This window comes from Pseudomonas sp. WS 5078, assembly GCF_012985745.1.
Classification (GTDB): domain Bacteria; phylum Pseudomonadota; class Gammaproteobacteria; order Pseudomonadales; family Pseudomonadaceae; genus Aquipseudomonas; species Aquipseudomonas lundensis_A.
Genome location: NZ_JAAQWX010000017.1, coordinates 40,557 through 61,336, shown reverse-complemented (window position 1 = coordinate 61,336; position 20,780 = coordinate 40,557). Strand labels below are relative to the sequence as shown.

Below are 20,780 nucleotides of genomic sequence, written 5' to 3'. Positions count from 1 at the left end.
AAACACTTTTTTGAAAAATATTTAATTATTACCGTCGCTTACAGACCAAACCCTTTAAAACCGGGGTTTACTCGCTCGGCGGGACATAGCCTTCTGCTTTTGCGTATTCTTCGCCGCTGAAGAACTTGTCCATCTCGCCTTGCAGATATTTACGGTCTTCGGCGTTCATCATGTTCAAACGCTTTTCGTTGATCAGCAGGGTTTGGTGTTTTTGCCAGTCGGCCCAGGCCTTGGCCGAGACGTGGTCGAAAATGTCCTGACCCTTGGCGCCCGGAAAGGGGGCGCGTTCCAGCGCGGGCAATTCTTCTTTGTACTTGCGGCACATGATGGTGCGGGTCATGACGACTCTCCTGCGTTCAATAGGTCGGCTGCATGTTTGAGCAGTTTTTTGACCGGGGCCGCCAGGCCCAGGCGCGGCGGGGTGGCGAGGTTATACCAGAGCCAGTCAGCCTCGGCCACGTGATGGCCGGACTCCTTGACGTGGATCAGCCACGGCTCGATGGCCAGCTGGAAATGGCTGAACGTGTGCGTCAGGCCGGGCATGGGGTGTTGCGTGCCTACCTTGAGCGCGTGTTGCAGCGCCAGATGCTCGATGTCCTTGAGGTCGTCGAGTTCAGGCAGGCTCCACAAGCCGCCCCACAGTCCCGTTGAAGGACGACGATAGAGCAAAATTGCACCTTCGCCATTGGCCAGCATCGGCATCAATGTGCGTTTTTGCGGCAGCGCTTTGCGTGGCTTGGGGATCGGGTAGCGTGTCTCAAGGCCCAGCATGTGAGCTTCACAACTGGTTTCAAGCGGGCACAGCAGGCAGCTCGGCTTGCTGCGCGTGCAGAGCGTGGCGCCCATGTCCATCATCGCTTGGGTGTAGGCGTTGACGCGGTCGTGAGGGGTGAAGCGTTCGGCGGTGGCCCACAGCTGTTTGGCCACTTTGGGCTCGCCCGGATACCCTTCTTGTGCGGTGTAGCGGGCCAGCACGCGTTTGACGTTGCCGTCGAGGATCGGTGCGCGCAGGCCCATGCTGATACTGGCGATCGCCCCCGCAGTGGATAACCCGATGCCGGGCAGCTCCACCAGTTTCTCGACGTCCCGGGGGAACTCGCCGCCGTATTGTTCGACGACGATCTTTGCGGTCTTTTGCAGGTTGCGGGCGCGGGTGTAGTAGCCCAGCCCTGTCCACAGGTGCAGCACTTCATCTTCGGGAGCGGCGGCCAGCGCTTCGACCGTCGGCAATGACGCCATGAACCGGTCGAAGTAGTTCAGCACGGTGCTGACCTGGGTTTGCTGCAACATGATTTCCGAGACCCACACCCGGTAAGGGGTGATGCCCTGTTGCCAGGGCAGGTCATGGCGGCCGTGGCGGTCGAACCACTCGAGCACCACGGTTGCGAACTGCTCATCTCTCATCGCTTGAACAGCCCCTTGAGGGCTTCTTTGAGTTCCGGGCTGACTTTGTCGCCGAGTTTCTCTTCAAGCTTTTCGCTGATTTTATTGCCCGCCACTTTGGCTGCGACTTTACCCAAGCCTTCCTTGTCCAGGCGGCAGGCCTTGGCGCCTAGCTCCAGCGGGCCACGGCAGCGCAAAGGCAGCTCGACACCGACGAAGTTTTTACCGACCTGGCACGCCGGGTCAGGCATGGCGCCCTTGTCACCCTCAATGGTGATGCCGATGCGGTAATCCATGCCCAGTACGCGCAGGTCAATGTCGCCATCGCCTTTGACGCTCATGCCGGGGATACGCACGATCATGTCCGGGTTGCTGGCCACGCCGTTTCGGAACACCAGGCTGCCTTTGAGCTCCTTGAACGGCGTGTCTTTGCCGCGTGGCGCGCCGCTCAGGGTTTTGCGATTGAGGATGGCGATGCCCTGGCACAGTTGCTGCTCAAGGTTGGCGTTAAGCAGCACGCCATCGTTGAGCACGAAATTGGCGGTACCGTTGAGGCTTTCAATCAGTGCGTTCTGGCTGTTGCCGCTGCCAGTGACGTTGCTGTTGAGGGTTAACAGGCCGTTGATTGGCGGTTTTTGACCCTGGCTTTGCAGGATTTTTTCCACCGGCACGTTGTTGATTTGGGTTTGCAGGTTCACCAGCGGCAGCATCGGCCGCACATCAAGGCTGCCGTTGGCAGCAAAGTTGCCTTTGTACAGATCGCCACGCAGGGTTTCGAGGGTCAGCAGGCCGTCTTTACTGTTGGCTTTAAGGGCTGCGCGCTGGATCGGCAATTGACTCACAGTCAGTTGACCGAAGCTGATGTCGGCAGTCAGGTCCAGCACCTTGAGGCGAGTGATCGGGATCAGCTTGGCAGTGCTCCAGCCGCTTTTGGTCGGCGCGGCAGGCAATGGCGTGTCGCCCGAAGCGGCCAGTGCGCCAGCCTCGCTCGATTGCACTTCGGCCTGGCGTGCGGCTGTGGCGCTGGCGGCTTCTGCAGTTTTTGGCGACAGGTAGCGATCAGCGTCAAACGTGTCGCCTTTGAGCTGGATGCGCAGGGCCTGTTTGGCGAAGTCGTCGACGGCGATGCGACCGGTGAAGGTGCTGTCGTCGACTTTCAGGTTCAGCTCATCGAAGGTCACGCTGGTGGGCGTGCCGGACAGGCGGCTGACCATTTCGACTTTGCTCAGGCTGCCCGGCGCCATAGGCGGTAACGGGTGGCCGATGCTGTCGAGGAACTTGGCCAGGTCAAGTTGGGCAACCGACAGGCCGCCGCTGATCTGCGGGGTGGTGTCCAGGCTGTGGGCCTTGAGTTCACCCAGCGCACGCAGCTGGTTGGCGGAAATCTTCAAACTGCTCCATTCAGCGACGTTCGCAGCCAGATCGACCAATAATTGGCCTTGCGCGGCGTAAGTCACGGTTTTGCCTTGCAGTGGCTCGCCCGAGGCTTCGCCCGTGACTCTCATGTCTTCGAACTGGTAGCGCTTGAGGACGCGGTCAAAGCGCAGCTTGCCGTCGACCTCGGTCTTGACCCGCATAACGGGCTGGTTGGTGCCCAGAAACGCGGTCAATTTGACCGGGGTGCTGGTGGCTTCATGAATCGGGCCGGTGCTCAGCTGGATGCTTTCTGCGCTGAACTGCTTGCCGTTTTGCTCGTCGTTGTACTCAACCCGCGCGTTGTTCACGGTCAAGCTGTCGATGTCGAGCTTGATCGGCTGGCTGGCGGTGTCGGATTTGGCAGTCGGCGCGGGCTCTGCAGGCTGTGCCGGGGTTTGGGCGCTGGCGGTGGCCGGTGCGGGCTGGCCGATGTCTTGCCAGTTGCCGTGACCGGCTTTGTCGCGGGTCAGGCGCAGGTTCAGGCCTTCAACACGTACGTCGCTCATTTGCACTTCTTTGCGCAGCAGCGGCAGCACGCGAACGGACAGGCCAAGCATTTGCAGGTCAGCGAACGGTTTGTTCGGTGCGGCGAGGGTGGCCACGCTGGCGTCATGCAGTTCAAGGCCGAGCCAGGGGAAGAGGCTCCAGCCAATGTCGCCATTGAGAGTCAGCTCAATGTGGGCTTTGTCACGGGCTATCTGGCGGATCTCGTCTTTGTAGTCATTGGGATCAAACAAATGGCTCAAGGCAAAGCCAAGAGCCACGATGATCAGCAACAATCCGAGAAGCACCAGACCCAGGATTTTGCCGAACGCTTTCATGGGCAGGTCCTTGTAAGTCTGTGTGAAGGTCAGTTTTAAATTTAGCCGCAGAGTATAGCGCCACGCGTCGGCTGCCTGTGGCCAGATGCGACTTGTGTCGGATGCAGAGGCGGGAAACCGGTGAGGTACGGTTTAGACACCTGTTGAGTTTTGAATCGGAATAATAAGATCAGTTTTGGCGTAAAAGACCGCATCAGTTTGATCTTTCTCCTACGCCTCAATGGTAATCTCCGCCTGTTTTTCAGGCCTTCTGCGGCGCATTGTCGCGCCTCGAACTTACGCCAATAACAAGACTGTGCGCTCAAGGGCGCCAAAGTCAGGGCATGAGTGTGTCTGGGGAACCTTCTACTTCATGGGGGAAACATCAATGAGCACCAGCATTGCTGCGGGCAGCCTTGCCTCACAGCCGGCGTTCCTGTCCAAGGAACGCATCATCGCAAAACCCGGTTTCAATCGTTGGCTGGTTCCACCTGCCGCTCTGGCCATCCATTTGTGCATTGGCATGGCCTATGGCTTTTCGGTGTTCTGGCTGCCGCTGTCCAAGGCGCTGGGGGTTACGGCTCCCGTTGCCTGTGCACCGGACATGAGCTTTATCGCGCAGGTGTTTTCGTCGCAATGCGACTGGCCGATTTCGATGCTCGGCTGGATCTACACCTTGTTCTTTATCTTTCTGGGATGTTCGGCTGCCGTGTGGGGTGGCTGGCTTGAGCATGCCGGGCCGCGCAAGGCAGGCGTGGTCTCAGCACTGTGCTGGTGTGGCGGTTTGCTGATTTCGGCGCTGGGCATTTACACCCACCAGATCTGGCTGATGTGGCTGGGCTCCGGGGTGATTGGCGGTATCGGTCTCGGGCTGGGTTACATCTCGCCGGTATCGACCTTGATCAAGTGGTTCCCGGACAAGCGCGGCATGGCTACCGGCATGGCGATCATGGGCTTTGGCGGGGGTGCCATGGTAGGTGCGCCTCTGGCGGCTGCGTTGATGGGCCACTTTGCGACGCCGGACAGCGTGGGCGTGTGGCAGAGCTTCCTGGTGATGGCGGCGATTTACTTCGTGTTCATGATCGGCGGTGCGCTGGCTTATCGTGTACCGCCGACCGGCTGGAAACCTGAAGGCTGGACGCCACCGGCGAAAAAAGCCGCAAACGCAATGATCACCCAGCGTCATGTTCACGTCAGTGTGGCCTGGAAAACCCCGCAATTTGCGCTGGTGTGGCTGGTGCTGTGCCTCAACGTATCGGCCGGTATCGGCATTCTGGGCATGGCTTCGCCGTTGTTGCAGGAAGTGTTCGCCGGTAAGTTGCTCGGCAACGACCTGTCATTCAGCCAACTGGACACAGCACAACTGGCGCAGATCGCGGCAATTGCGGCGGGCTTCACGGGGTTGTTGAGCCTGTTCAATATTGGCGGACGCTTTTTCTGGGCATCGTTCTCCGATTACCTGGGGCGTAAAAACACCTATTTCGTGTTCTTCGCGCTGGGTTTTGCGCTGTACGCGCTGGTGCCCAACCTGGGGCATCTGGGTAATGTGTCGCTGTTCGTGGCAGCGTTTTGCATCATCTTGTCGATGTATGGCGGTGGTTTTGCCACGGTTCCGGCTTACTTGGCGGACCTGTTCGGAACGCAAATGGTGGGGGCGATCCACGGTCGTCTGCTGACAGCCTGGGCGGCGGCAGGCGTGCTGGGGCCGGTGTTGGTCAACTACCTGCGTGAATACCAGCTGAGCATCGGCGTCGAGCGTGCTGCGGCGTACGACATCACGCTGTACATTTTGGCGGGCTTACTGGTGCTGGGCTTCATCTGCAACTTGCTGGTGCGCCCGGTGGCCGACAAGTACTTCATGACCGATGCGCAGTTGGCGGCCGAGCAGGCGCTGGGCCATGACAAGGGCGCTGATGCCAACACATCGCTGGAGTGGAAAGCCGCGCCGGGCAGCCTGCCGTTGACCGTGGCAGCATGGCTGGCGGTGGGGATTCCGCTGTTGTGGGGCGTGTGGGTCACCGTGCAGAAAACGGCGGTGTTGTTCCAGTAACCGCAAGGGCGCCGCATTCAATGCGGCGCCTTCTCGCGGCCTTTGGCAGCGGCCACACCTGAGGTGCGAAACCGCGCTCTGTCAGTCTTATCCCCTTGCGTGTTTCTGTTTGCCGGACCCGTGCCTATAATGGCCACCTTTTTCGCCCAATGATTTTGCGGAGCTGGTGATGGCCGAACGTAAGGCGTCAGTCGAGCGCGATACTCTGGAAACCCAGATCAAAGCCTCGATCAACTTGGATGGTACCGGTAAGGCCCGATTCGATATCGGTGTTCCTTTTCTTGAGCACATGCTCGACCAGATCGCCCGACATGGGCTGATCGACCTGGACATCGAGTGCAAAGGCGACCTGCATATCGACGATCACCATACCGTCGAAGACGTCGGCATTACCCTCGGTAAAGCCTTCAGCCAGGCGGTTGGCGACAAAAAAGGCATGACCCGCTACGGCCACGCTTATGTCCCGCTGGATGAAGCGCTGTCGCGTGTGGTCATCGATTTTTCCGGCCGTCCGGGCCTGCAAATGCACATTCCTTATACCCGCGCCACCGTCGGCGGCTTTGACGTTGACCTGTTTCAGGAGTTCTTTCAGGGCTTCGTGAACCACGCCAACGTAACGCTGCACATCGATAACCTGCGTGGCACCAATACGCACCACCAGATCGAAACCGTGTTCAAGGCCTTCGGCCGCGCATTGCGCATGGCGATAACGCTCGATGAGCGCATGGCCGGGCAAATGCCTTCAACCAAGGGCGTGCTCTGATGCAGACAGTGGCGGTCATCGATTACGGCATGGGTAACCTGCACTCGGTCGCCAAAGCGCTGGAGCACGTCGGCGCCGGTCGCGTGCTGATTACCAGCGATGCGGATGTGATCCGTGAAGCCGACCGCGTGGTGTTTCCCGGTGTGGGCGCGATTCGCGACTGCATGGCGGAAATCCGTCGCCTGGGCTTCGATTCGCTGGTGCGCGAGGTCAGCCAGGACCGTCCGTTTCTCGGCATTTGTGTCGGCATGCAAGCCTTGCTCGACAGCAGTGAAGAGAACGGCGGGGTCGACTGCATTGGCCTGTTCCCCGGTCAGGTGAAGTTTTTCGGCAAAGACCTGCACGAAAACGGCGAGCACCTCAAAGTGCCGCACATGGGCTGGAACGAAGTGCAGCAGAAGGTCGATCACCCGTTGTGGCACGGCATCCCGGACCTGGCGCGTTTCTACTTTGTTCACAGCTACTACATCGCAGCGGGCAATCCCCGGCAGGTAGTGGGTGGCGGGCATTACGGCGTCGATTTTGCGGCCGCGCTGGCTGAAGGCTCGCGCTTCGCGGTGCAATTCCACCCCGAAAAGAGCCATACCCACGGCTTGCAGTTGCTGGAAAACTTCGTGGCCTGGGATGGCCGCTGGTAATGGCGCGTAAGCCAAAGCCACCGATTCTCACGCTCACCCCTGAGCAAGAGAACGAAGCCAACAGCAAGATCAAACGCTTTATGGAAGACCGTTTCGAACTGGACCTCGGTTCGTTCGAAGCGGCTGAAATCCTTGAGCTGTTCACCCGCGAAATCGCGCCGCATTACTACAATCGCGCGATTTTCGATGTGCAGGCGCACCTCAAAGAGAGGTTCGAGAGCATCGAAAGCGATCTGTGGGCACTCGAAAAGAACTGATTTCCGAGTCACTGACTCCCGAATTTAAAGGTTTGCCAGATGCTGATTATCCCCGCTATCGATCTTAAAGACGGTGCCTGTGTACGTCTGCGCCAGGGCCGCATGGAAGATTCCACGGTGTTCTCCGATGACCCGGTGAGCATGGCCGCCAAATGGGTAGACGGCGGATGCCGCCGCTTGCACCTGGTGGATTTGAACGGTGCTTTTGAAGGCCAGCCGGTCAATGGCGAAGTGGTCACGGCCATTGCCAAGCGTTACCCGCATTTGCCGATCCAGATCGGTGGCGGGATTCGCTCGCTGGAAACCATCGAACACTACGTCAAGGCGGGTGTGAGTTACGTGATTCTGGGCACCAAAGCGGTGAAAAACCCAGAGTTCGTGGCTCAAGCCTGCCGTGCATTCCCCGGCAAAATCATCGTGGGGATGGACGCTAAAGACGGCTTCGTGGCCACTGATGGCTGGGCAGAAGTCAGCACTGTAGAAGTGATCGATCTGGCCAAGCGGTTTGAAGCGGACGGCGTGTCGGCCATCGTTTATACCGACATCGCCAAAGACGGCATGATGCAGGGCTGCAACGTCAGCTACACCGCCAAATTGGCGGCCGCGACCAGCATCCCGGTAATCGCCTCGGGCGGCATCCACAACCTGGGCGATATCAAGGCCCTGATGGACGCCAAGGCGCCGGGCATCGTGGGTGCCATCACCGGCCGTGCGATTTACGAAGGCACTCTGGATGTGGCCGAGGCCCAAGCCTTCTGCGACAGCTACAAGGCCTGAGGAGAACGTCATGGCGCTAGCCAAACGCATCATCCCTTGTCTGGACGTGGATAACGGCCGGGTCGTCAAGGGCGTCAAGTTCGAGAACATCCGTGATGCGGGCGACCCGGTGGAAATCGCCCGTCGCTACGATGAGCAGGGTGCCGACGAAATTACCTTTCTCGACATCACGGCCAGCGTCGATGGCCGCGACACCACGCTGCACACCGTGGAGCGCATGGCCAGCCAGGTGTTCATCCCGCTGACCGTGGGTGGCGGCGTGCGCTGCATTCAGGACATCCGCAACTTGCTGAATGCGGGCGCGGACAAAGTCTCGATCAATACCGCCGCGGTGTTTAACCCTGAGTTTGTGGGCGAGGCAGCGCAGCATTTCGGTTCGCAGTGCATCGTGGTGGCAATTGACGCCAAGAAGGTTTCACTGCCGGGCGAAACCCCGCGCTGGGAAATCTTCACCCACGGCGGGCGCAAGCCAACCGGCCTCGATGCCGTTGAGTGGGCGATGAAGATGGAAGGGCTGGGCGCCGGTGAAATTCTGTTGACCAGCATGGATCAGGACGGCATGAAAAGCGGTTTTGATCTGGGCGTGACGCGCGCCATCAGCGATGCGTTGGGCATTCCGGTGATTGCGTCGGGCGGCGTCGGCAACCTGCAACATTTGGCCGATGGCATCCTTGAAGGCCACGCCAGTGCAGTGTTGGCGGCGAGTATTTTCCACTTTGGCGAATACACCGTACCCGAGGCCAAAGCCTACATGGCCGAGCGCGGGATCGTGGTGCGCTAACCCGAAAGGCTACTGGACAGCATGGCGAGCCCACGGCACTCTTGGGCACGCCATGGATTTAGGTCGCCAGTATGTTGAAACGAATATTGCCTGTTGTCGCCAGTGCCACGCTGTGGCTGGCCAGCACCGTTTTTGCTGCGGAGGTTTCGCGAACGCCGCTGGTGTTGCTGACTGAAAATTTCCCGCCCTACAACATGGCGAAAAACGGCAAAAACTTCGCGCAAGACCAGAACCTCGAAGGCATCGCCGTCGATGTGTTGCGTGCCACCTTCGCCCGGGCGGGCATCCCCTACAGCATGACCCTGCGTTTCCCCTGGGAGCGTATCTACAACCTTGCCCTTGAAAAACCCGGCTTTGGCGTCTTCGTCACCGCCCGCGTGCCTGAGCGCGAAGCCTTGTTCAAATGGGTCGGGCCTATCGGACCGGATGACTGGGTGTTACTAGCGCGTTGCGACAGCCCGATCAGCCTGACCTCGCTGGAACAGGCCAGCGCCTACCGGATTGGCGCCTACAAAGAAGATGTGATTGCGCTCGCCCTTCAGAAGCAAGGCTTGAAGCCCGTGATCGTGTTGCGCGATCAGGACAACGCGAGACGGCTGCAAGCCGGGAAGATCGACTTGTGGGCCACGGGTGATCCGGCTGGCCGTTTTCTGGCGCAACAAGCCGGTATTTCAGGGTTCAAAACGGTGTTGCGATTCCATCAGGCCGAGCTGTATCTGGCACTGAACAAAGAAGTGCCTGACGCTGTGGTGGCCAAATTGCAGAGCGCGCTGGATCAACTGCGGGCCGAAGGCGTGGTTGAGAAAATACGCGCGAAGTATTTGTAACCGTTAGCGGTAAACCCCGTCCTTGCCGTGCCCGGCCATCGCTTTGTTGCTGCGCACACCGATCATTTGCCGAATATCAATCCAGTCAATGCCCTGAGCCTTGAGCTTGGGTAACTCGCGCTCCAGTACCGCCAGCGTTTGCGGATACGGGTGGCCGATCATCACCGCCGAGCCTTGTTTGCGTGCCAGTTTGATAGCGGTTTCAAGCTGAGTGGTGATGGCTTGCTCGGTGCGCACGTCGTCCAGGAACACATCTCGCGACACGCTGGCCAGGCCGATTTTTTGTGCTTCGGCCGCCGCGACAGTCTGTGCGCTGGTGCGGCTGTCGACGAAAAATTTGTGCCGCCGCTGCAAGTCGCTCATCAACCAGGCCATGGCCTGCGGTTGGGAGGTCATGCGGCTGCCCATGTGATTGTTGATGCCGCTGGTGTACGGCACGGCCTTGAACGCAGCGTTCAGGCGCTTTTCCAGTTCATCGAGGGGCAAGTCGGGGTGCCATGCAAACGGGCCGGTGGCCGGGTCCATGGGCATGTGCAAGATGACGATCTTGCCCGCCTTGTAGGCTTCGCGGGCAAACTCGGCGGCGTGGGGTGTGTCGGGCATGACCGCCGTGGTGACCGGGCCGGGCAGGCCCAGCACGCGGCGGTCGCGTGGCAGGTTTTGCCCCAGGTCATCGATGATCAGGCTCAGGTAAGCCTTGTGCGGGGCGGCGGGATGGCTGGCCGGCGCCGCGTGGGCGGCACCGGTCAGGCAGCAGAGCAGACTGAGGACGAGCGAAAAACGCATCTCAATTGCCGCGCGTAATGCTCAGCCCTTTGAGCAGGCTTAGCGCCTGACTCAACTGGAAGTCATCATCTTGTGGCATCGGCTTGGCTTTCACGCCAGAACCTGTCGGCTTGTCGGCGCCGCCGTTGCCATTGCCAAGGTGACCTTGCAGGTCGGCTTCCTTGAAGTACTCGGTGTCTTGCTCGCGGGTGATTTTGGCGCGGTTGACTTCGATGTCCGGCACGATGCCCTGGGCCTGAATCGAGCGCCCGTTCGGGGTGAAATACAGCGCGGTGGTGATTTTCAGCGCACGGTCGTTGTTCAGTGGCAGCACGGTTTGCACCGAGCCTTTGCCGAAGCTGGTAGTGCCCATGACCACGCCGCGTTTTTGATCTTGCAGGGCACCCGCGACGATTTCCGAGGCCGAGGCGCTGCCGCCGTTGATCAGCACCACCAGCGGTACGTTTTCGCTGAGGTCTTTGCCAGTGGCCGAGAAACGCAGTTCGGAGTTGGCGATCCGCCCTTTGGTGTAAACGATCAGGCCCTTGGTGATGAAGTGATCCACCACTTCGACTGCCGATTGCAGGACGCCGCCGGGGTTGTTGCGCAGGTCGAGAATGATGCCCTTGAGCTTTTTATTACCATTGTCACGGCGCAACTTGGCGAGGGCTGCGGCGACTTCTTCGCCGGTCTTGACCTGGAACTGGGTGATGCGAATGTAGCCATAGCCATCTTCCAGCAATTGCGCCTTCACGCTTTTGACCTGAATGTTGGCGCGGGTCAGGGTCACGTCAAACGGCGTGCCGCCATCGCGTACGAGGGTCAGGGTGATTTTTTGCCCGACCTTGCCGCGCATCTTGTCCACAGCTTCGGTCATGGTCAGGCCGCGGGTCGGCTGGCCATTGATCTTGACGATAAAATCGCCTGCCTGAATCCCGGCCTTGCTGGCAGGGGTGTCGTCGATGGGCGAAACGATTTTGATATTGCCGTCTTCGGTGCCGACTTCGATCCCAAGCCCGCCGAATTCACCGCTGGTGCTTTCTTGCAGTTCGGCAAAATCCTCAGGCCCAAGGTACGCAGAGTGCGGATCAAGATTGCTGAGCATGCCTTTGATGGCGTTTTCAAGCAGGGTCTTGTCGTCCACAGGCTCAACGTACGCAGCTTTGATCCGGTCCATGACTTCGGCAAAGGTGCGCAGCTCATCCAGCGGCAGCGGGGCCTTGGCGCTGGCGGCAGTGGCGGCGGGCTGGGCAGTCTGCCCGGCCGCCAAGGCCAGAGGCGAAGCAATCACCAGGGCGATTGTCAGGGCCAGCGAGTTGAGGCGGGACAAGTGCGGCATGTTGAGCGAACTCCTACGTATTAAAGGTGATGGGCTCATCCTTGAGCGCGGCACCATTGTGCGGGGTCGCTGGGGCGGCCCTGCTGACGAATAGCAAAATACAGCGCCGGAGTGGCCTGGCCACCGCTGTTACCCACGGTGGAAATCACTTCCCCGGCTTTTACGATGTCTCCGGCAGACTTGAGCAGCGTCTGGTTGTGGCCATACAAGCTCAAGTAGCCATTACCGTGGTCCAGAATGACCAGTTGGCCCGCGCCGCGCAGCCAGTCGGCGAACACCACGCGTCCACCGTGCACGGCGTGCACCTGAGTGCCAGCGCCTGCGCTGATCATCACCCCGTCCCACTTGGTGCGGGCATCATCGCCACGGCTTTCACCGAAACGCGCTAGCAATCGACCATCAACGGGCCACGGAAGTTTGCCGCGTGCCTGAGAAAAAGGTCCGCCATACGAAACCCCGGCGCTGGAGACCAGTGCGCCGGGTGTAGGTTTGACCGGTTTACGCGGGGCGTCGGTCACAACCGATTCAGCCTCGCGCTGGCGTTTGCGTTCTGCTTCTTGCTGGGCCAGCAAGGCTTTCTGGCGGGCGGCTTCGGCTTCGCGTGCCTGACGCGCCAGGGTTTCCTCGATGGTCTTGAGGACTTTAGCCAGATCTGCCTGATCCTGCTCGCGGGCTTGCAACTTTTGGTCGCGGTCTTTGACATCTTTGTTGAGCTTGGCCAGCACTTGCTGGCGCTCGGCTTTGACGTTGTCGAGCTCGGCGCGCTGGCTGTCGAGTGCGCTTTTTTGCGTCAGCAGTTGCGCCTGTTGCAGGTTGATATCGGCTTCGACGTTGGCCAATTGGCGCAGGGTTTCATTGAACCCTTTCAGCTGTTCCAGGCGGGCCTGGCTCAGGTAATCGTAATAGGTGAGGGTGCGGGCAAATTTCTCGGGGTGTTGTTGGTTGAGCAGCATTTTCAGGTATTCCTGACGCCCGCCCTGGTAGGCAGCACGGGCCTGAATGGCGATCAGGCGTTGCTGTTCAACTTTTGCGCTGTTGAGTTTTTTTTTCTCACTATCAAGGCGCAGCAGCTCGCCTTCACTCTTTTTTAGTTCTTTTTGCAGTTCCTCCACCTGTTTTTCCAGCTTGCCGATGTCAGTCTCGGTGCTGCGCAGGTCTTTCTGCACGCCGGATTTTTCTTCCTGGAGTTTGCCGAGCAGTTTTTTCAGCTCGCCGATGTCCTGGCGGGTGGCTTCAAGCTGTTGTTGGGTTTGCGCACGCTCATCGGCAAAGGCCGGTTGCAGCATGCACGTGAGAGTCAGGGCTATAAGGGCGCGGAGCATGGGGCGGGCGACACCTGGGGAATGGGACGGCCTAGTATGCCCGCCCTCGTTAAGTATGAGAAATCCGTGAGATGAAATACCCGTAGTCGCTGCCGCAGGCTGCGCAGGGCGGTGCATACGCCGGTTTGCTTGAGCGTTGCACCGTCCTTTTAGGCAGCCTGTGCCAGCGGTCACAGGTTTACATTAGTCGACCAGGATCGATTTGCCGGTCATTTCTTCTGGCTGTGGCAGCCCCAGCAACTTGAGCATGGTCGGTGCCACATCGGCCAGCACGCCACCCTCACGTACTTTGAGATTGCGTTTGCCAACATAAATAAACGGTACCGGTTCGCAGGTGTGAGCCGTGTGCGCCTGACCGGTGCATTCGTCAGACATCTGCTCGACGTTGCCGTGGTCGGCCGTAATCAGAGCTTCGCCGCCGACTTTTTCCAGCGCTTCGACAATCCGGCCCACGCAGGCGTCCAGGCATTCCACTGCTTTGACCGCTGCATCGAACACGCCGCTGTGGCCCACCATGTCGCCGTTGGCGTAGTTGACCACGATCACGTCGTAACGCTGGTGCTCAATGGCATCGACGATCTTGTCAGTGACTTCGGGCGCGCTCATTTCTGGCTGCAAGTCGTAGGTCGCGACTTTCGGCGATGGTACGAGGATGCGTTCTTCGCCCGGGAAAGGCTCTTCGCGGCCGCCGGAGAAGAAAAAGGTCACGTGGGCGTATTTTTCGGTCTCGGCAATGCGCAGCTGAGTTTTACCGTTTTTCGCCAGGTAATCGCCCAGTACGTTTTCCAGGCTGCCCGGCGCAAAGGCGCTCGGTGCCGCAATGCTGGCCGCGTATTGGGTCAGCATCACAAAGCTGGCCAGTTTTGGCTGACGGGCACGTGCGAATGCTTTGAAATCGTCTTCGACGAATACGCGGCTCAGCTCGCGGGCGCGGTCGGCGCGGAAGTTCATGAAGACCACGGCATCGCCGTCTTCCACTTTGACCGGCTCGCCGATGGTCGTGGCTTTGACGAATTCGTCGCTTTCGTTTCGGTCGTACGCTGCTTGCAGGCCTGCTTGGGCGGTGGGGGCGTTGAACTCGCCTTTGCCGTCAACAATCAGGTTGTACGCTTGCTCGACGCGGTCCCAGCGGTTATCGCGGTCCATGGCGAAGTAGCGGCCGATCAGGCTGGCAATACGGCCTTTGCCGAGGGCTTTGAATGCTTCGTCCAGTAATTCAATCGAAGACGCCGCGCTTTTTGGCGGGGTGTCACGCCCATCCAGGAACGCGTGCAGGTAGATCTTTTCGGCGCCGCGTTTGAAAGCCAGTTCTGCCATGGCCACCAGGTGATCTTGATGGCTATGTACGCCGCCGTCGGACAGCAGGCCCATGATGTGCACGGCCTTGCCGTTGGCAACAGCCTTGTCGACCGCCGCGCAGAGGGTCGGGTTCTCGAAGAACTCGCCGTCGCGGATCGACTTGGTGATACGGGTGAAGTCTTGATACACCACGCGGCCAGCGCCCAGGTTCATGTGGCCAACCTCGGAGTTGCCCATTTGCCCGTCCGGCAGGCCGACATCCATGCCTGAACCTGAGATCAGGCCGTTTGGCATGCTTGCGCAGAGATGATCGAGCACCGGTTTCTTGGCCGAATAAACGGCGTTGTGTTCGTGGCTTTCACTGTGACCGAAGCCATCCAGGATGATCAGGACCAAAGGTTTAGGCGTGGTAGTCATAGATCCCACTCGTGGCTGGTTTAGAAGAAGGGTTGCAGAGGACGGGCAGTTTAAAGCGAAGTTCATGTGGCGTCACCGCCGGGCGGGGTTTGGCCGACCAAGGCGGCTGTGTATACTGGCCCACATTTTACGACCCTGGAACCTTCTGATGGTTGATCACCTGATTGCATTTGCCACTTCCCACTACCTGTTGGTGGGCGCGTTTGTCATCCTGCTGGCGTTGTTGATTGCCCACGAAATGAGCCGTGGCGGACGTAGCATCAGCACCGGCGAACTGACCGGCCTGGTCAATCGCGACGAAGGTGTGGTGATTGATATTCGCCCGGCCAAGGACTTCGCCGCCGGCCACATCGTGGGTGCGCTGAACATTCCGCAAGACAAACTGATGGCGCGCATTGCCGAGCTGGACAAGCACAAGGGCAAAACCCTGATTCTGGTTGACGCTCAAGGTCAGCACTCCGGTTCCCACGCTCGCGAACTGCTGAAAGCCGGTTACAACGCCGCCAAATTGTCCGGTGGCATTGCCAGCTGGCGTGCCGATAACCTGCCTGTGGTGAAGTAAGCATGTCCAAGGTCATCGTTTATTCCAGCGACTATTGCCCTTATTGCATGCGGGCCAAAGGCCTGCTTGAAAAGAAAGGCGTCGCCTTTGAAGAAATCAAGGTCGATGGCAAGCCACAAGTGCGCGCCGACATGGCTCAGAAAGCAGGCCGGACCTCGGTGCCGCAAATCTGGATCAACGGCAAACACGTGGGCGGCTGCGATGACCTGTTCGCGCTTGAGCGCGCCGGTAAACTGGACGCGCTGCTGAACGTCTGACTCTCATTCTCTATAAGCCCCAAGATCAACAAGGATCTGTGATGACTGACCAACAGAACACCGCTGCGACTGAAGACGATACTTCCCCACAATTCTCGTTGCAGCGCATCTACGTGCGTGACCTGTCGTTTGAAGCGCCGAAAAGCCCGGCGATCTTCCGTCAGCAGTGGGAACCGACAGTTGCGCTGGATCTGAACACCCGTCAGAAGCCGCTGGAAGGTGATTTCTACGAAGTCGTACTGACCCTGTCGGTCACGGTCAAAAACGCTGAAGAAGTGGCGTTCATTGCTGAAGTGCAACAGGCTGGCATCTTCCTGATCAAAAACCTTGATGCAGGCTCGATGAACCACACCCTGGGCGCGTTCTGCCCGAACATCCTGTTCCCTTACGCCCGTGAAACCCTGGACAGCCTGGTGACCCGTGGTTCGTTCCCGGCCCTGATGCTGTCTCCGGTGAACTTCGATGCCCTGTACGCGCAAGAGCTGCAGCGCATGCAGGAAGAAGGCACACCGACTGTTCAGTAAGCAGCCGATGTGACAAAAAAGCGCCGTAAAGGCGCTTTTTTTATGGGGCCATGGCCGGGTTACTTGAAACCCTGCTGGCGCCAGGCTTCATACACCGCGACGGCTACGGTGTTGGACAGGTTCAGGCTGCGGCAGCCTTCGCGCATCGGCAGGCGCAAGCGGTGCTCGCCGTCCAGCGCGTCCAGCACTTCAGGCGGTAGGCCACGGCTTTCAGGCCCGAAGATAAAGGCATCGCCCTCGGCAAACTGCACGTCATGAAACGGCTTTGAGCCTTTGGTGGTGAAGGCAAACAGGCGCGGGTGCCCCAGACTTTCAAGGCAACTGGCCAGATCGGCATGACGCTTGAGCGGCGCATACTCGTGGTAATCGAGCCCGGCGCGGCGCAAGCGCTTGTCATCGAGTTCAAAGCCGATGGGCTCAATCAAATGCAGGTGGCAGCCGCTGTTGGCGCACAGCCTGATAATGTTGCCGGTATTCGGCGGAATTTCTGGTTGAAAAAGGATGACGTGAAACATGCACGGCTCCGAATTAAAAGATGGGCAGGATTCTACTCTCGAAGAGGACCCGCGACCTAAACTCTGGCCGCGTGTTTTAGGTTCTTTGGCGATTGTAGGTTTTATGGTGGGGATGATGATCGGCCGTTTAACCACGCCCGAGCCCGTTCAATTGCAACAGGTCGAGGTGTTACCGGGCGCCTTGGTGGTGTGGTTCAGCGATGAACCCAAGCTGCATGGTGAAATGATCGATGGCACGGTTGGTCTGTTGTTCGATGCCCAAGGCAAGGCGCAGAACGGTCAGTTCAAGCTCAACGATAAAGAAGCGAACTGGCGGGTGCGACGCACCGACTCAGGCTTGTTGCTAACCGTGGTGGCGGCCCGCGCCCTGCTGGGCGAATGGGCCGGCGCGCCGCAGGACGGGCGCTGGCGTTTGCAGGTCAACGTGCGTGAGCAATAAAAGAGGGAAGTCCGGCCTGCCTGTACCGGGTTCCCCAAACCGGGGTGCGCCTTGATGCCAAGAGCATCCAGGTCGCGGGTGTAAAAGTGGGGAGTCCTGGCCTGCCTGTACCAGGGTCCCCTAAAGCGTTATCCGGGTTATTGCAGGGCGCGTGCCAGTTTTCGCGGATTGGCTCATAAAAAATGAACAAAAACGCAAAAGCCCCGGAATCCGGGGCTTTTTTGTCAGGTGACGGTTTTTGACAAGAAGCTCGTCTCAAACCATTGTGCTAGAGCGGTGCACGCTAATGGTGCGTGCTGCCAGCCAAGGGTGCGAAGCCTCCCTTTTCAGCGGTGAATCAGGTGTCGTCGCCGTCGTCCTCGTCGCCATCAATCTTCATCCCCAACTCTTTGATTTTCCGGGTCAGGGTGTTGCGACCCCAGCCCAGCAGTACAGCGGCGTCGCGGCGGCGCCCGGCTGTGTGCTTGAGCGCGGTTTCGATCATGATGCGTTCAAAGGTCGGCACGGCGCTGTCCAGCAAGTTGGACTGGCCACGGGCCAACGCCTGATCGGCCCACTGGCGCAGGGCTTGCTCCCAGTTGGTGACAGGCGATGCATCGTTTTGAAGGTTCAGCAGCTCGGGTGGCAAGTCGCTGATATGTACCTCGCGGCCAGACGCCATCACGGTGATCCAGCGGCAGGTGTTCTCCAGTTGGCGCACGTTGCCGGGCCACGGCAGGTTTTTCAGGTATTGCTCGGTCTCGGCTTTGAGCAGCTTGGGCTCGACCGACAGTTCTTGAGCCGCGCTACTGAGGAAGTGGCGGGCCAGGGTCGGGATGTCTTCGCGGCGGTCCGACAGGCGCGGGATGTGGATACGGATAACGTTCAGGCGGTGGAACAAGTCTTCGCGGAACTTGCCGGCCTGCACCAGGGTTTCCAGGTTCTGGTGGGTGGCGGCGATGATGCGCACGTCGACCTTGACCGGCGTGTGCCCACCGACACGGTAGAACTCGCCATCGGCCAGTACCCGCAACAGGCGGGTTTGGGTGTCGGCAGGCATGTCACCGATTTCATCCAGAAACAGGGTACCGCCGTCCGCTTGCTCAAAGCGCCCGCGACGCAAGTTGGCAGCGCCGGTAAACGCGCCTTTCTCGTGGCCGAACAGCTCGGACTCCATCAAGTCTTTGGGGATGGCGGCCATGTTCAGCGCAATAAATGGCGAAGCAGCACGCGGGCTGTGTCGATGCAGCGCGTGGGCCACCAGCTCTTTGCCGGTGCCCGACTCGCCATTGATCAGCACCGTGATGTTGGAGTGGCTCAAGCGCCCGATGGCGCGAAACACTTCTTGCATCGCCGGGGCCTCACCGATGATCTCCGGGGTGCGGGCCAGCGCGGGCGCCACGGACAGACCTTGCTGCTCTTGGGCGTGCTGATTGGCACGCTTGACCAGCGACACGGCTTCATCCACGTCAAACGGCTTGGGCAGGTATTCAAAGGCCCCGCCCTGATAGGACGCGACTGCGCTGTCCAGATCCGAGTGGGCGGTCATGATAATCACGGGCAGGCGAGGGTGGTGTTCGCGAATCCTGGCCAGCAGATCAAGCCCGCTGGCGCCCGGCATACGGATGTCGGAAATGATGACGTCCGGTTGCTGGCGAGCCAGACGACTCATGACACCATCGGCGCTGTCGAAGCTTTGTGTGGTCATGCCTTCTTGTTGCAACGCTTTTTCCAGGACCCAGCGGATTGAACGGTCGTCGTCGACGATCCACACGGTTTCACTTCGGCTCATGTCGATGCGGCTCCTTGTTCCAGTGGCAGAAAGATCGAGAAGAGCGTGTGGCCGGGGTGGCTTTCACACTCGATCAACCCTTGATGCTGACTGATGATGTTCTGGGTGATGGCCAGCCCGAGTCCGGTACCGTCCGGGCGCCCGCTGACCATCGGGAAGAAGAGGGTGTCCTGCAACTCGCCCGGGATGCCCGGGCCGTTGTCGATGATTTCGATTTTGGTGACCAGCCGATGGCGAATGTGGCCAATGGTGAACTGGCGCATGGCGCGGGTGCGCAGGGTGATACGCCCCAGCCGCAGTTCGTTTTGGCCGCCGATGGCCTGCATCGCATTGCGCACGATATTGAGCACAGCCTGAATCATTTGTTCACGGTCGATCAGCAGGTCGGGCAGGCTGGGGTCGTAATCGCGCACCAGGGTGATGCTGCCCTGGGTCTCGGCTTCGACCAGGTTGCAGACCCGTTCAAGGACTTCATGCACATTGGTCATGGCCAGCAGCGGCAGTTTGTTGGAGCCCAGCATGCGGTCCACCAGGTTACGCAGACGGTCGGCTTCTTCAATGATGACGTTGGTGTAGTCGCGCAAGCCTTCGTCCGGCAACTGGCGGGCCAACAACTGGGCGGCCCCGCGGATACCGCCCAGAGGGTTCTTGATCTCATGGGCCAGCCCGCGCACCAGCATTTTGCTGGTCTCTTGCTTGGACAGCTGGGCCTCTTCTTTGGTGATGCGCAGCAAGCGGTCGCGTGGATGCACTTCGAGCAGCAGTAACGTGGTGCCCGCGCTCAGAATCGGCGTAACGGCGTAGTCCACGGTGAGGGTTTGACCGGTGAGCGAGGTCACCATGGCCTCACGCTTGGTAAAAGGGTGGGCCTGTTCAACAGCTTGACGCAGTGAATGCAGGGCTTCCGTGGATTCGGTAAACAGTTCGCTGATGAATTGCCCATGGCTGCGTTGACCGCTGATGGCCAACAGCATCTCGGCGGCGGGGTTCATGTACTCAAGGCGCAAATCGGCATTGAGCAGCAAGGTCGCTGTGGTCAGGTTGTCGAGTAGCAGTCGGTGCAAGGCATCACTGATGGTCATGGGCCGATCCCGGATTACGTGCGCGGGTTACACGCTGAGACTAAGAAAATGCAAAAACCAAACCAAGGCTCCGAAAAGAAGCGTGAATAGTCCGAAATAAGGGGTTACAGGTCTTTTAGAGGATGCCGGGGGAGGCTCGACGCAGCGCTTCGAACCAAATTGGGTTGCGTAGTCTGAGAATTCGCCATTCATGCACCAATATAGTGCAAATTGTGAGGCTGCTTTCAATATGGCTGCAAGGTGCTGTGCAGAGAGGGGCGTGGCCCTAGCGCACACGCACGCGTTGCAGATCAAACATCACGCCCGTGCTGCGTTGCACCACCGTGTTGCGTCCCAGGACATTCACGGCGAGGCGATGCTCTCCCCGGTCAATATTGACCAGTTCGAACTCGCCCGAGCGGCTGGGTATACCGTAGGGCTTACCATCGAGTACCAGTTGAATACGGTGCTCTTCACGAAGGGCTGGCTCGATATGTACCTGAACGCTGAATGTCCCGTTGTTGGCCCTCAGCGCTTGACCTTCTGGTAAGCCGCGGACCTCCAACGCGCTGTACTTGAAAACCACCGGGTGGCTTTCACGCTCGGGTAACACAGCCAGCGGATCGGCCTCTGGGTTTATCGCCCGTGCGGGGAGTCGATTAAGGGGGGGGAGCACCACCGGCTCGCTAAGCACATTGCGCCCAGGCATGTCGGTGTAGTGGATTGTGCCGGCTTCATCGGTGTAGGTGTAAGGCTGCGCAGCGCCGGGCACAGCGATCAGCGCAAGGGGCAGTAGCACAAGGCTTCGCATGGAGGG

At 59.4% G+C, this 20,780-nt stretch carries 22 protein-coding genes; 11 read left to right on the top strand and 11 right to left on the bottom strand.

Annotated features, from left to right (window positions below):
* Window positions 1-67: 67 nt before the first annotated feature.
* The 3 genes from HBN68_RS19535 to HBN68_RS19525 are packed head-to-tail and all read right to left on the bottom strand — an operon-like array spanning window position 68 to window position 3,620.
* On the bottom strand, window positions 68-340 hold the full coding sequence (locus HBN68_RS19535; RefSeq protein ID WP_047272894.1) for an oxidative damage protection protein: 273 nt from the start codon (window positions 338-340) through the stop codon (window positions 68-70).
* Window positions 337-1,404, bottom strand: a complete 1,068-nt coding sequence (gene mutY, locus HBN68_RS19530) for an A/G-specific adenine glycosylase (protein ID WP_094994307.1) — start codon at window positions 1,402-1,404, stop codon at window positions 337-339. The genes HBN68_RS19535 and mutY overlap by 4 nt, the downstream gene beginning before the upstream one ends.
* The gene (locus HBN68_RS19525) at window positions 1,401-3,620 is read right to left on the bottom strand and encodes an AsmA family protein (RefSeq protein WP_169964559.1); all 2,220 of its coding nucleotides are present in this window, start codon (window positions 3,618-3,620) and stop codon (window positions 1,401-1,403) included. Before HBN68_RS19525 ends, mutY begins: the two co-directional genes overlap by 4 nt.
* 367 nt (window positions 3,621-3,987) lie before the next feature.
* Here HBN68_RS19525 and HBN68_RS19520 point away from each other — a divergent pair, with 367 nt between their 5' ends.
* The 7 genes from HBN68_RS19520 to HBN68_RS19490 all read left to right on the top strand — a co-directional run bounded on the left by HBN68_RS19520 (window position 3,988) and on the right by HBN68_RS19490 (window position 9,692).
* Complete coding sequence (locus HBN68_RS19520) at window positions 3,988-5,649, top strand: OFA family MFS transporter (RefSeq protein ID WP_094994305.1); 1,662 nt, start codon at window positions 3,988-3,990, stop codon at window positions 5,647-5,649.
* Window positions 5,650-5,818: 169 nt separating this feature from the next.
* The gene (gene hisB / locus HBN68_RS19515; protein ID WP_047272898.1) at window positions 5,819-6,412 is read left to right on the top strand and encodes an imidazoleglycerol-phosphate dehydratase HisB; all 594 of its coding nucleotides are present in this window, start codon (window positions 5,819-5,821) and stop codon (window positions 6,410-6,412) included.
* A complete protein-coding gene (gene hisH / locus HBN68_RS19510; RefSeq protein ID WP_094994304.1) occupies window positions 6,412-7,050 on the top strand; it encodes an imidazole glycerol phosphate synthase subunit HisH in 639 nt (212 codons plus the stop codon). The genes hisB and hisH overlap by 1 nt, the downstream gene beginning before the upstream one ends.
* A complete protein-coding gene (locus HBN68_RS19505; protein WP_047279761.1) occupies window positions 7,050-7,307 on the top strand; it encodes a DUF2164 domain-containing protein in 258 nt (85 codons plus the stop codon). Before hisH ends, HBN68_RS19505 begins: the two co-directional genes overlap by 1 nt.
* Window positions 7,308-7,346: 39 nt before the next feature.
* Window positions 7,347-8,084 carry a 1-(5-phosphoribosyl)-5-[(5-phosphoribosylamino)methylideneamino]imidazole-4-carboxamide isomerase gene (gene hisA / locus HBN68_RS19500; RefSeq protein ID WP_094994303.1) on the top strand — a complete coding sequence of 246 codons (738 nt, stop codon included), beginning with the start codon at window positions 7,347-7,349 and terminating at the stop codon, window positions 8,082-8,084.
* Between the two features lie 10 nt (window positions 8,085-8,094).
* Window positions 8,095-8,865 (top strand): imidazole glycerol phosphate synthase subunit HisF, encoded by a 771-nt coding sequence (gene hisF / locus HBN68_RS19495; RefSeq protein WP_003438568.1) that lies wholly within the window; start codon window positions 8,095-8,097, stop codon window positions 8,863-8,865.
* A 71-nt stretch (window positions 8,866-8,936) separates the two neighbouring features.
* Entirely contained in the window at window positions 8,937-9,692 is a 756-nt protein-coding gene (locus HBN68_RS19490; RefSeq protein ID WP_169964557.1) for an ABC transporter substrate-binding protein, read from the top strand.
* 3 nt (window positions 9,693-9,695) lie between these two features.
* On the opposite strand, the gene HBN68_RS19485 is transcribed toward HBN68_RS19490, so the two are convergent.
* From HBN68_RS19485 to gpmI, 4 genes are all read right to left on the bottom strand, one after another.
* A complete protein-coding gene (locus tag HBN68_RS19485; protein WP_169964554.1) occupies window positions 9,696-10,478 on the bottom strand; it encodes a divergent polysaccharide deacetylase family protein in 783 nt (260 codons plus the stop codon).
* 1 nt (window position 10,479) lies between these two features.
* Window positions 10,480-11,796, bottom strand: coding sequence for a S41 family peptidase (locus HBN68_RS19480; RefSeq protein ID WP_094994300.1), 1,317 nt, complete (start codon window positions 11,794-11,796; stop codon window positions 10,480-10,482).
* Window positions 11,797-11,831: 35 nt separating this feature from the next.
* A complete protein-coding gene (locus tag HBN68_RS19475) occupies window positions 11,832-13,118 on the bottom strand; it encodes a murein hydrolase activator EnvC (RefSeq protein WP_169964552.1) in 1,287 nt (428 codons plus the stop codon).
* 183 nt (window positions 13,119-13,301) lie between these two features.
* On the bottom strand, window positions 13,302-14,834 hold the full coding sequence (gpmI, locus tag HBN68_RS19470; protein ID WP_169964550.1) for a 2,3-bisphosphoglycerate-independent phosphoglycerate mutase: 1,533 nt from the start codon (window positions 14,832-14,834) through the stop codon (window positions 13,302-13,304).
* Window positions 14,835-14,982: 148 nt separating this feature from the next.
* Between gpmI and HBN68_RS19465 the strand changes: the two genes are divergently transcribed.
* From HBN68_RS19465 to secB, 3 genes are read left to right on the top strand one after another with little or no spacing between them, the layout of a single operon-like run.
* The gene (locus HBN68_RS19465; RefSeq protein WP_047272907.1) at window positions 14,983-15,396 is read left to right on the top strand and encodes a rhodanese-like domain-containing protein; all 414 of its coding nucleotides are present in this window, start codon (window positions 14,983-14,985) and stop codon (window positions 15,394-15,396) included.
* A gap of 2 nt (window positions 15,397-15,398) precedes the next feature.
* Window positions 15,399-15,653: a glutaredoxin 3 gene (gene grxC, locus HBN68_RS19460; RefSeq protein WP_094994297.1), complete on the top strand. Its 255-nt coding sequence runs from the start codon at window positions 15,399-15,401 to the stop codon at window positions 15,651-15,653.
* Window positions 15,654-15,694: 41 nt separating this feature from the next.
* On the top strand, window positions 15,695-16,177 hold the full coding sequence (secB, locus tag HBN68_RS19455; protein WP_047272909.1) for a protein-export chaperone SecB: 483 nt from the start codon (window positions 15,695-15,697) through the stop codon (window positions 16,175-16,177).
* A 59-nt stretch (window positions 16,178-16,236) separates the two neighbouring features.
* Here secB and trmL read toward each other — a convergent pair whose 3' ends face one another.
* Complete coding sequence (trmL, locus tag HBN68_RS19450) at window positions 16,237-16,692, bottom strand: tRNA (uridine(34)/cytosine(34)/5-carboxymethylaminomethyluridine(34)-2'-O)-methyltransferase TrmL (protein WP_094994296.1); 456 nt, start codon at window positions 16,690-16,692, stop codon at window positions 16,237-16,239.
* On the opposite strand from trmL, the gene HBN68_RS19445 reads away from it, so the two are divergent.
* The gene (locus tag HBN68_RS19445) at window positions 16,691-17,131 is read left to right on the top strand and encodes a hypothetical protein (protein WP_094994295.1); all 441 of its coding nucleotides are present in this window, start codon (window positions 16,691-16,693) and stop codon (window positions 17,129-17,131) included. The genes trmL and HBN68_RS19445 overlap by 2 nt on opposite strands.
* 337 nt (window positions 17,132-17,468) lie before the next feature.
* Here the strand turns inward: HBN68_RS19445 and ntrC are convergent, their stop codons facing one another.
* The 3 genes from ntrC to HBN68_RS19430 form a co-directional block, all read right to left on the bottom strand.
* Entirely contained in the window at window positions 17,469-18,902 is a 1,434-nt protein-coding gene (gene ntrC / locus HBN68_RS19440) for a nitrogen regulation protein NR(I) (protein ID WP_094994294.1), read from the bottom strand.
* Complete coding sequence (gene glnL / locus HBN68_RS19435) at window positions 18,899-19,984, bottom strand: nitrogen regulation protein NR(II) (protein ID WP_094994293.1); 1,086 nt, start codon at window positions 19,982-19,984, stop codon at window positions 18,899-18,901. Before glnL ends, ntrC begins: the two co-directional genes overlap by 4 nt.
* Before the next feature lie 265 nt (window positions 19,985-20,249).
* On the bottom strand, window positions 20,250-20,774 hold the full coding sequence (locus HBN68_RS19430) for a DUF4124 domain-containing protein (protein WP_169964548.1): 525 nt from the start codon (window positions 20,772-20,774) through the stop codon (window positions 20,250-20,252).
* Window positions 20,775-20,780 lie beyond the last annotated feature (6 nt).

Bases quoted from the DNA above. Each gene is read 5' to 3' on its own strand.
- HBN68_RS19465 (WP_047272907.1), top strand. From the start codon at position 14,983: ATGGTTGATCACCTGATTGCATTTGCCACTTCCCACTACCTGTTGGTG.
- HBN68_RS19525 (WP_169964559.1), bottom strand. From the start codon at position 3,620: ATGAAAGCGTTCGGCAAAATCCTGGGTCTGGTGCTTCTCGGATTGTTG.
- hisA (WP_094994303.1), top strand. From the start codon at position 7,347: ATGCTGATTATCCCCGCTATCGATCTTAAAGACGGTGCCTGTGTACGT.
- HBN68_RS19520 (WP_094994305.1), top strand. From the start codon at position 3,988: ATGAGCACCAGCATTGCTGCGGGCAGCCTTGCCTCACAGCCGGCGTTC.
- HBN68_RS19480 (WP_094994300.1), bottom strand. From the start codon at position 11,796: ATGCCGCACTTGTCCCGCCTCAACTCGCTGGCCCTGACAATCGCCCTG.
- hisH (WP_094994304.1), top strand. From the start codon at position 6,412: ATGCAGACAGTGGCGGTCATCGATTACGGCATGGGTAACCTGCACTCG.
- glnL (WP_094994293.1), bottom strand. From the start codon at position 19,984: ATGACCATCAGTGATGCCTTGCACCGACTGCTACTCGACAACCTGACC.
- hisB (WP_047272898.1), top strand. From the start codon at position 5,819: ATGGCCGAACGTAAGGCGTCAGTCGAGCGCGATACTCTGGAAACCCAG.
- HBN68_RS19430 (WP_169964548.1), bottom strand. From the start codon at position 20,774: ATGCGAAGCCTTGTGCTACTGCCCCTTGCGCTGATCGCTGTGCCCGGC.
- HBN68_RS19485 (WP_169964554.1), bottom strand. From the start codon at position 10,478: ATGCGTTTTTCGCTCGTCCTCAGTCTGCTCTGCTGCCTGACCGGTGCC.
- grxC (WP_094994297.1), top strand. From the start codon at position 15,399: ATGTCCAAGGTCATCGTTTATTCCAGCGACTATTGCCCTTATTGCATG.
- HBN68_RS19535 (WP_047272894.1), bottom strand. From the start codon at position 340: ATGACCCGCACCATCATGTGCCGCAAGTACAAAGAAGAATTGCCCGCG.
- HBN68_RS19505 (WP_047279761.1), top strand. From the start codon at position 7,050: ATGGCGCGTAAGCCAAAGCCACCGATTCTCACGCTCACCCCTGAGCAA.
- hisF (WP_003438568.1), top strand. From the start codon at position 8,095: ATGGCGCTAGCCAAACGCATCATCCCTTGTCTGGACGTGGATAACGGC.
- trmL (WP_094994296.1), bottom strand. From the start codon at position 16,692: ATGTTTCACGTCATCCTTTTTCAACCAGAAATTCCGCCGAATACCGGC.
- HBN68_RS19445 (WP_094994295.1), top strand. From the start codon at position 16,691: ATGCACGGCTCCGAATTAAAAGATGGGCAGGATTCTACTCTCGAAGAG.
- HBN68_RS19490 (WP_169964557.1), top strand. From the start codon at position 8,937: ATGTTGAAACGAATATTGCCTGTTGTCGCCAGTGCCACGCTGTGGCTG.
- secB (WP_047272909.1), top strand. From the start codon at position 15,695: ATGACTGACCAACAGAACACCGCTGCGACTGAAGACGATACTTCCCCA.
- ntrC (WP_094994294.1), bottom strand. From the start codon at position 18,902: ATGAGCCGAAGTGAAACCGTGTGGATCGTCGACGACGACCGTTCAATC.
- mutY (WP_094994307.1), bottom strand. From the start codon at position 1,404: ATGAGAGATGAGCAGTTCGCAACCGTGGTGCTCGAGTGGTTCGACCGC.
- HBN68_RS19475 (WP_169964552.1), bottom strand. From the start codon at position 13,118: ATGCTCCGCGCCCTTATAGCCCTGACTCTCACGTGCATGCTGCAACCG.
- gpmI (WP_169964550.1), bottom strand. From the start codon at position 14,834: ATGACTACCACGCCTAAACCTTTGGTCCTGATCATCCTGGATGGCTTC.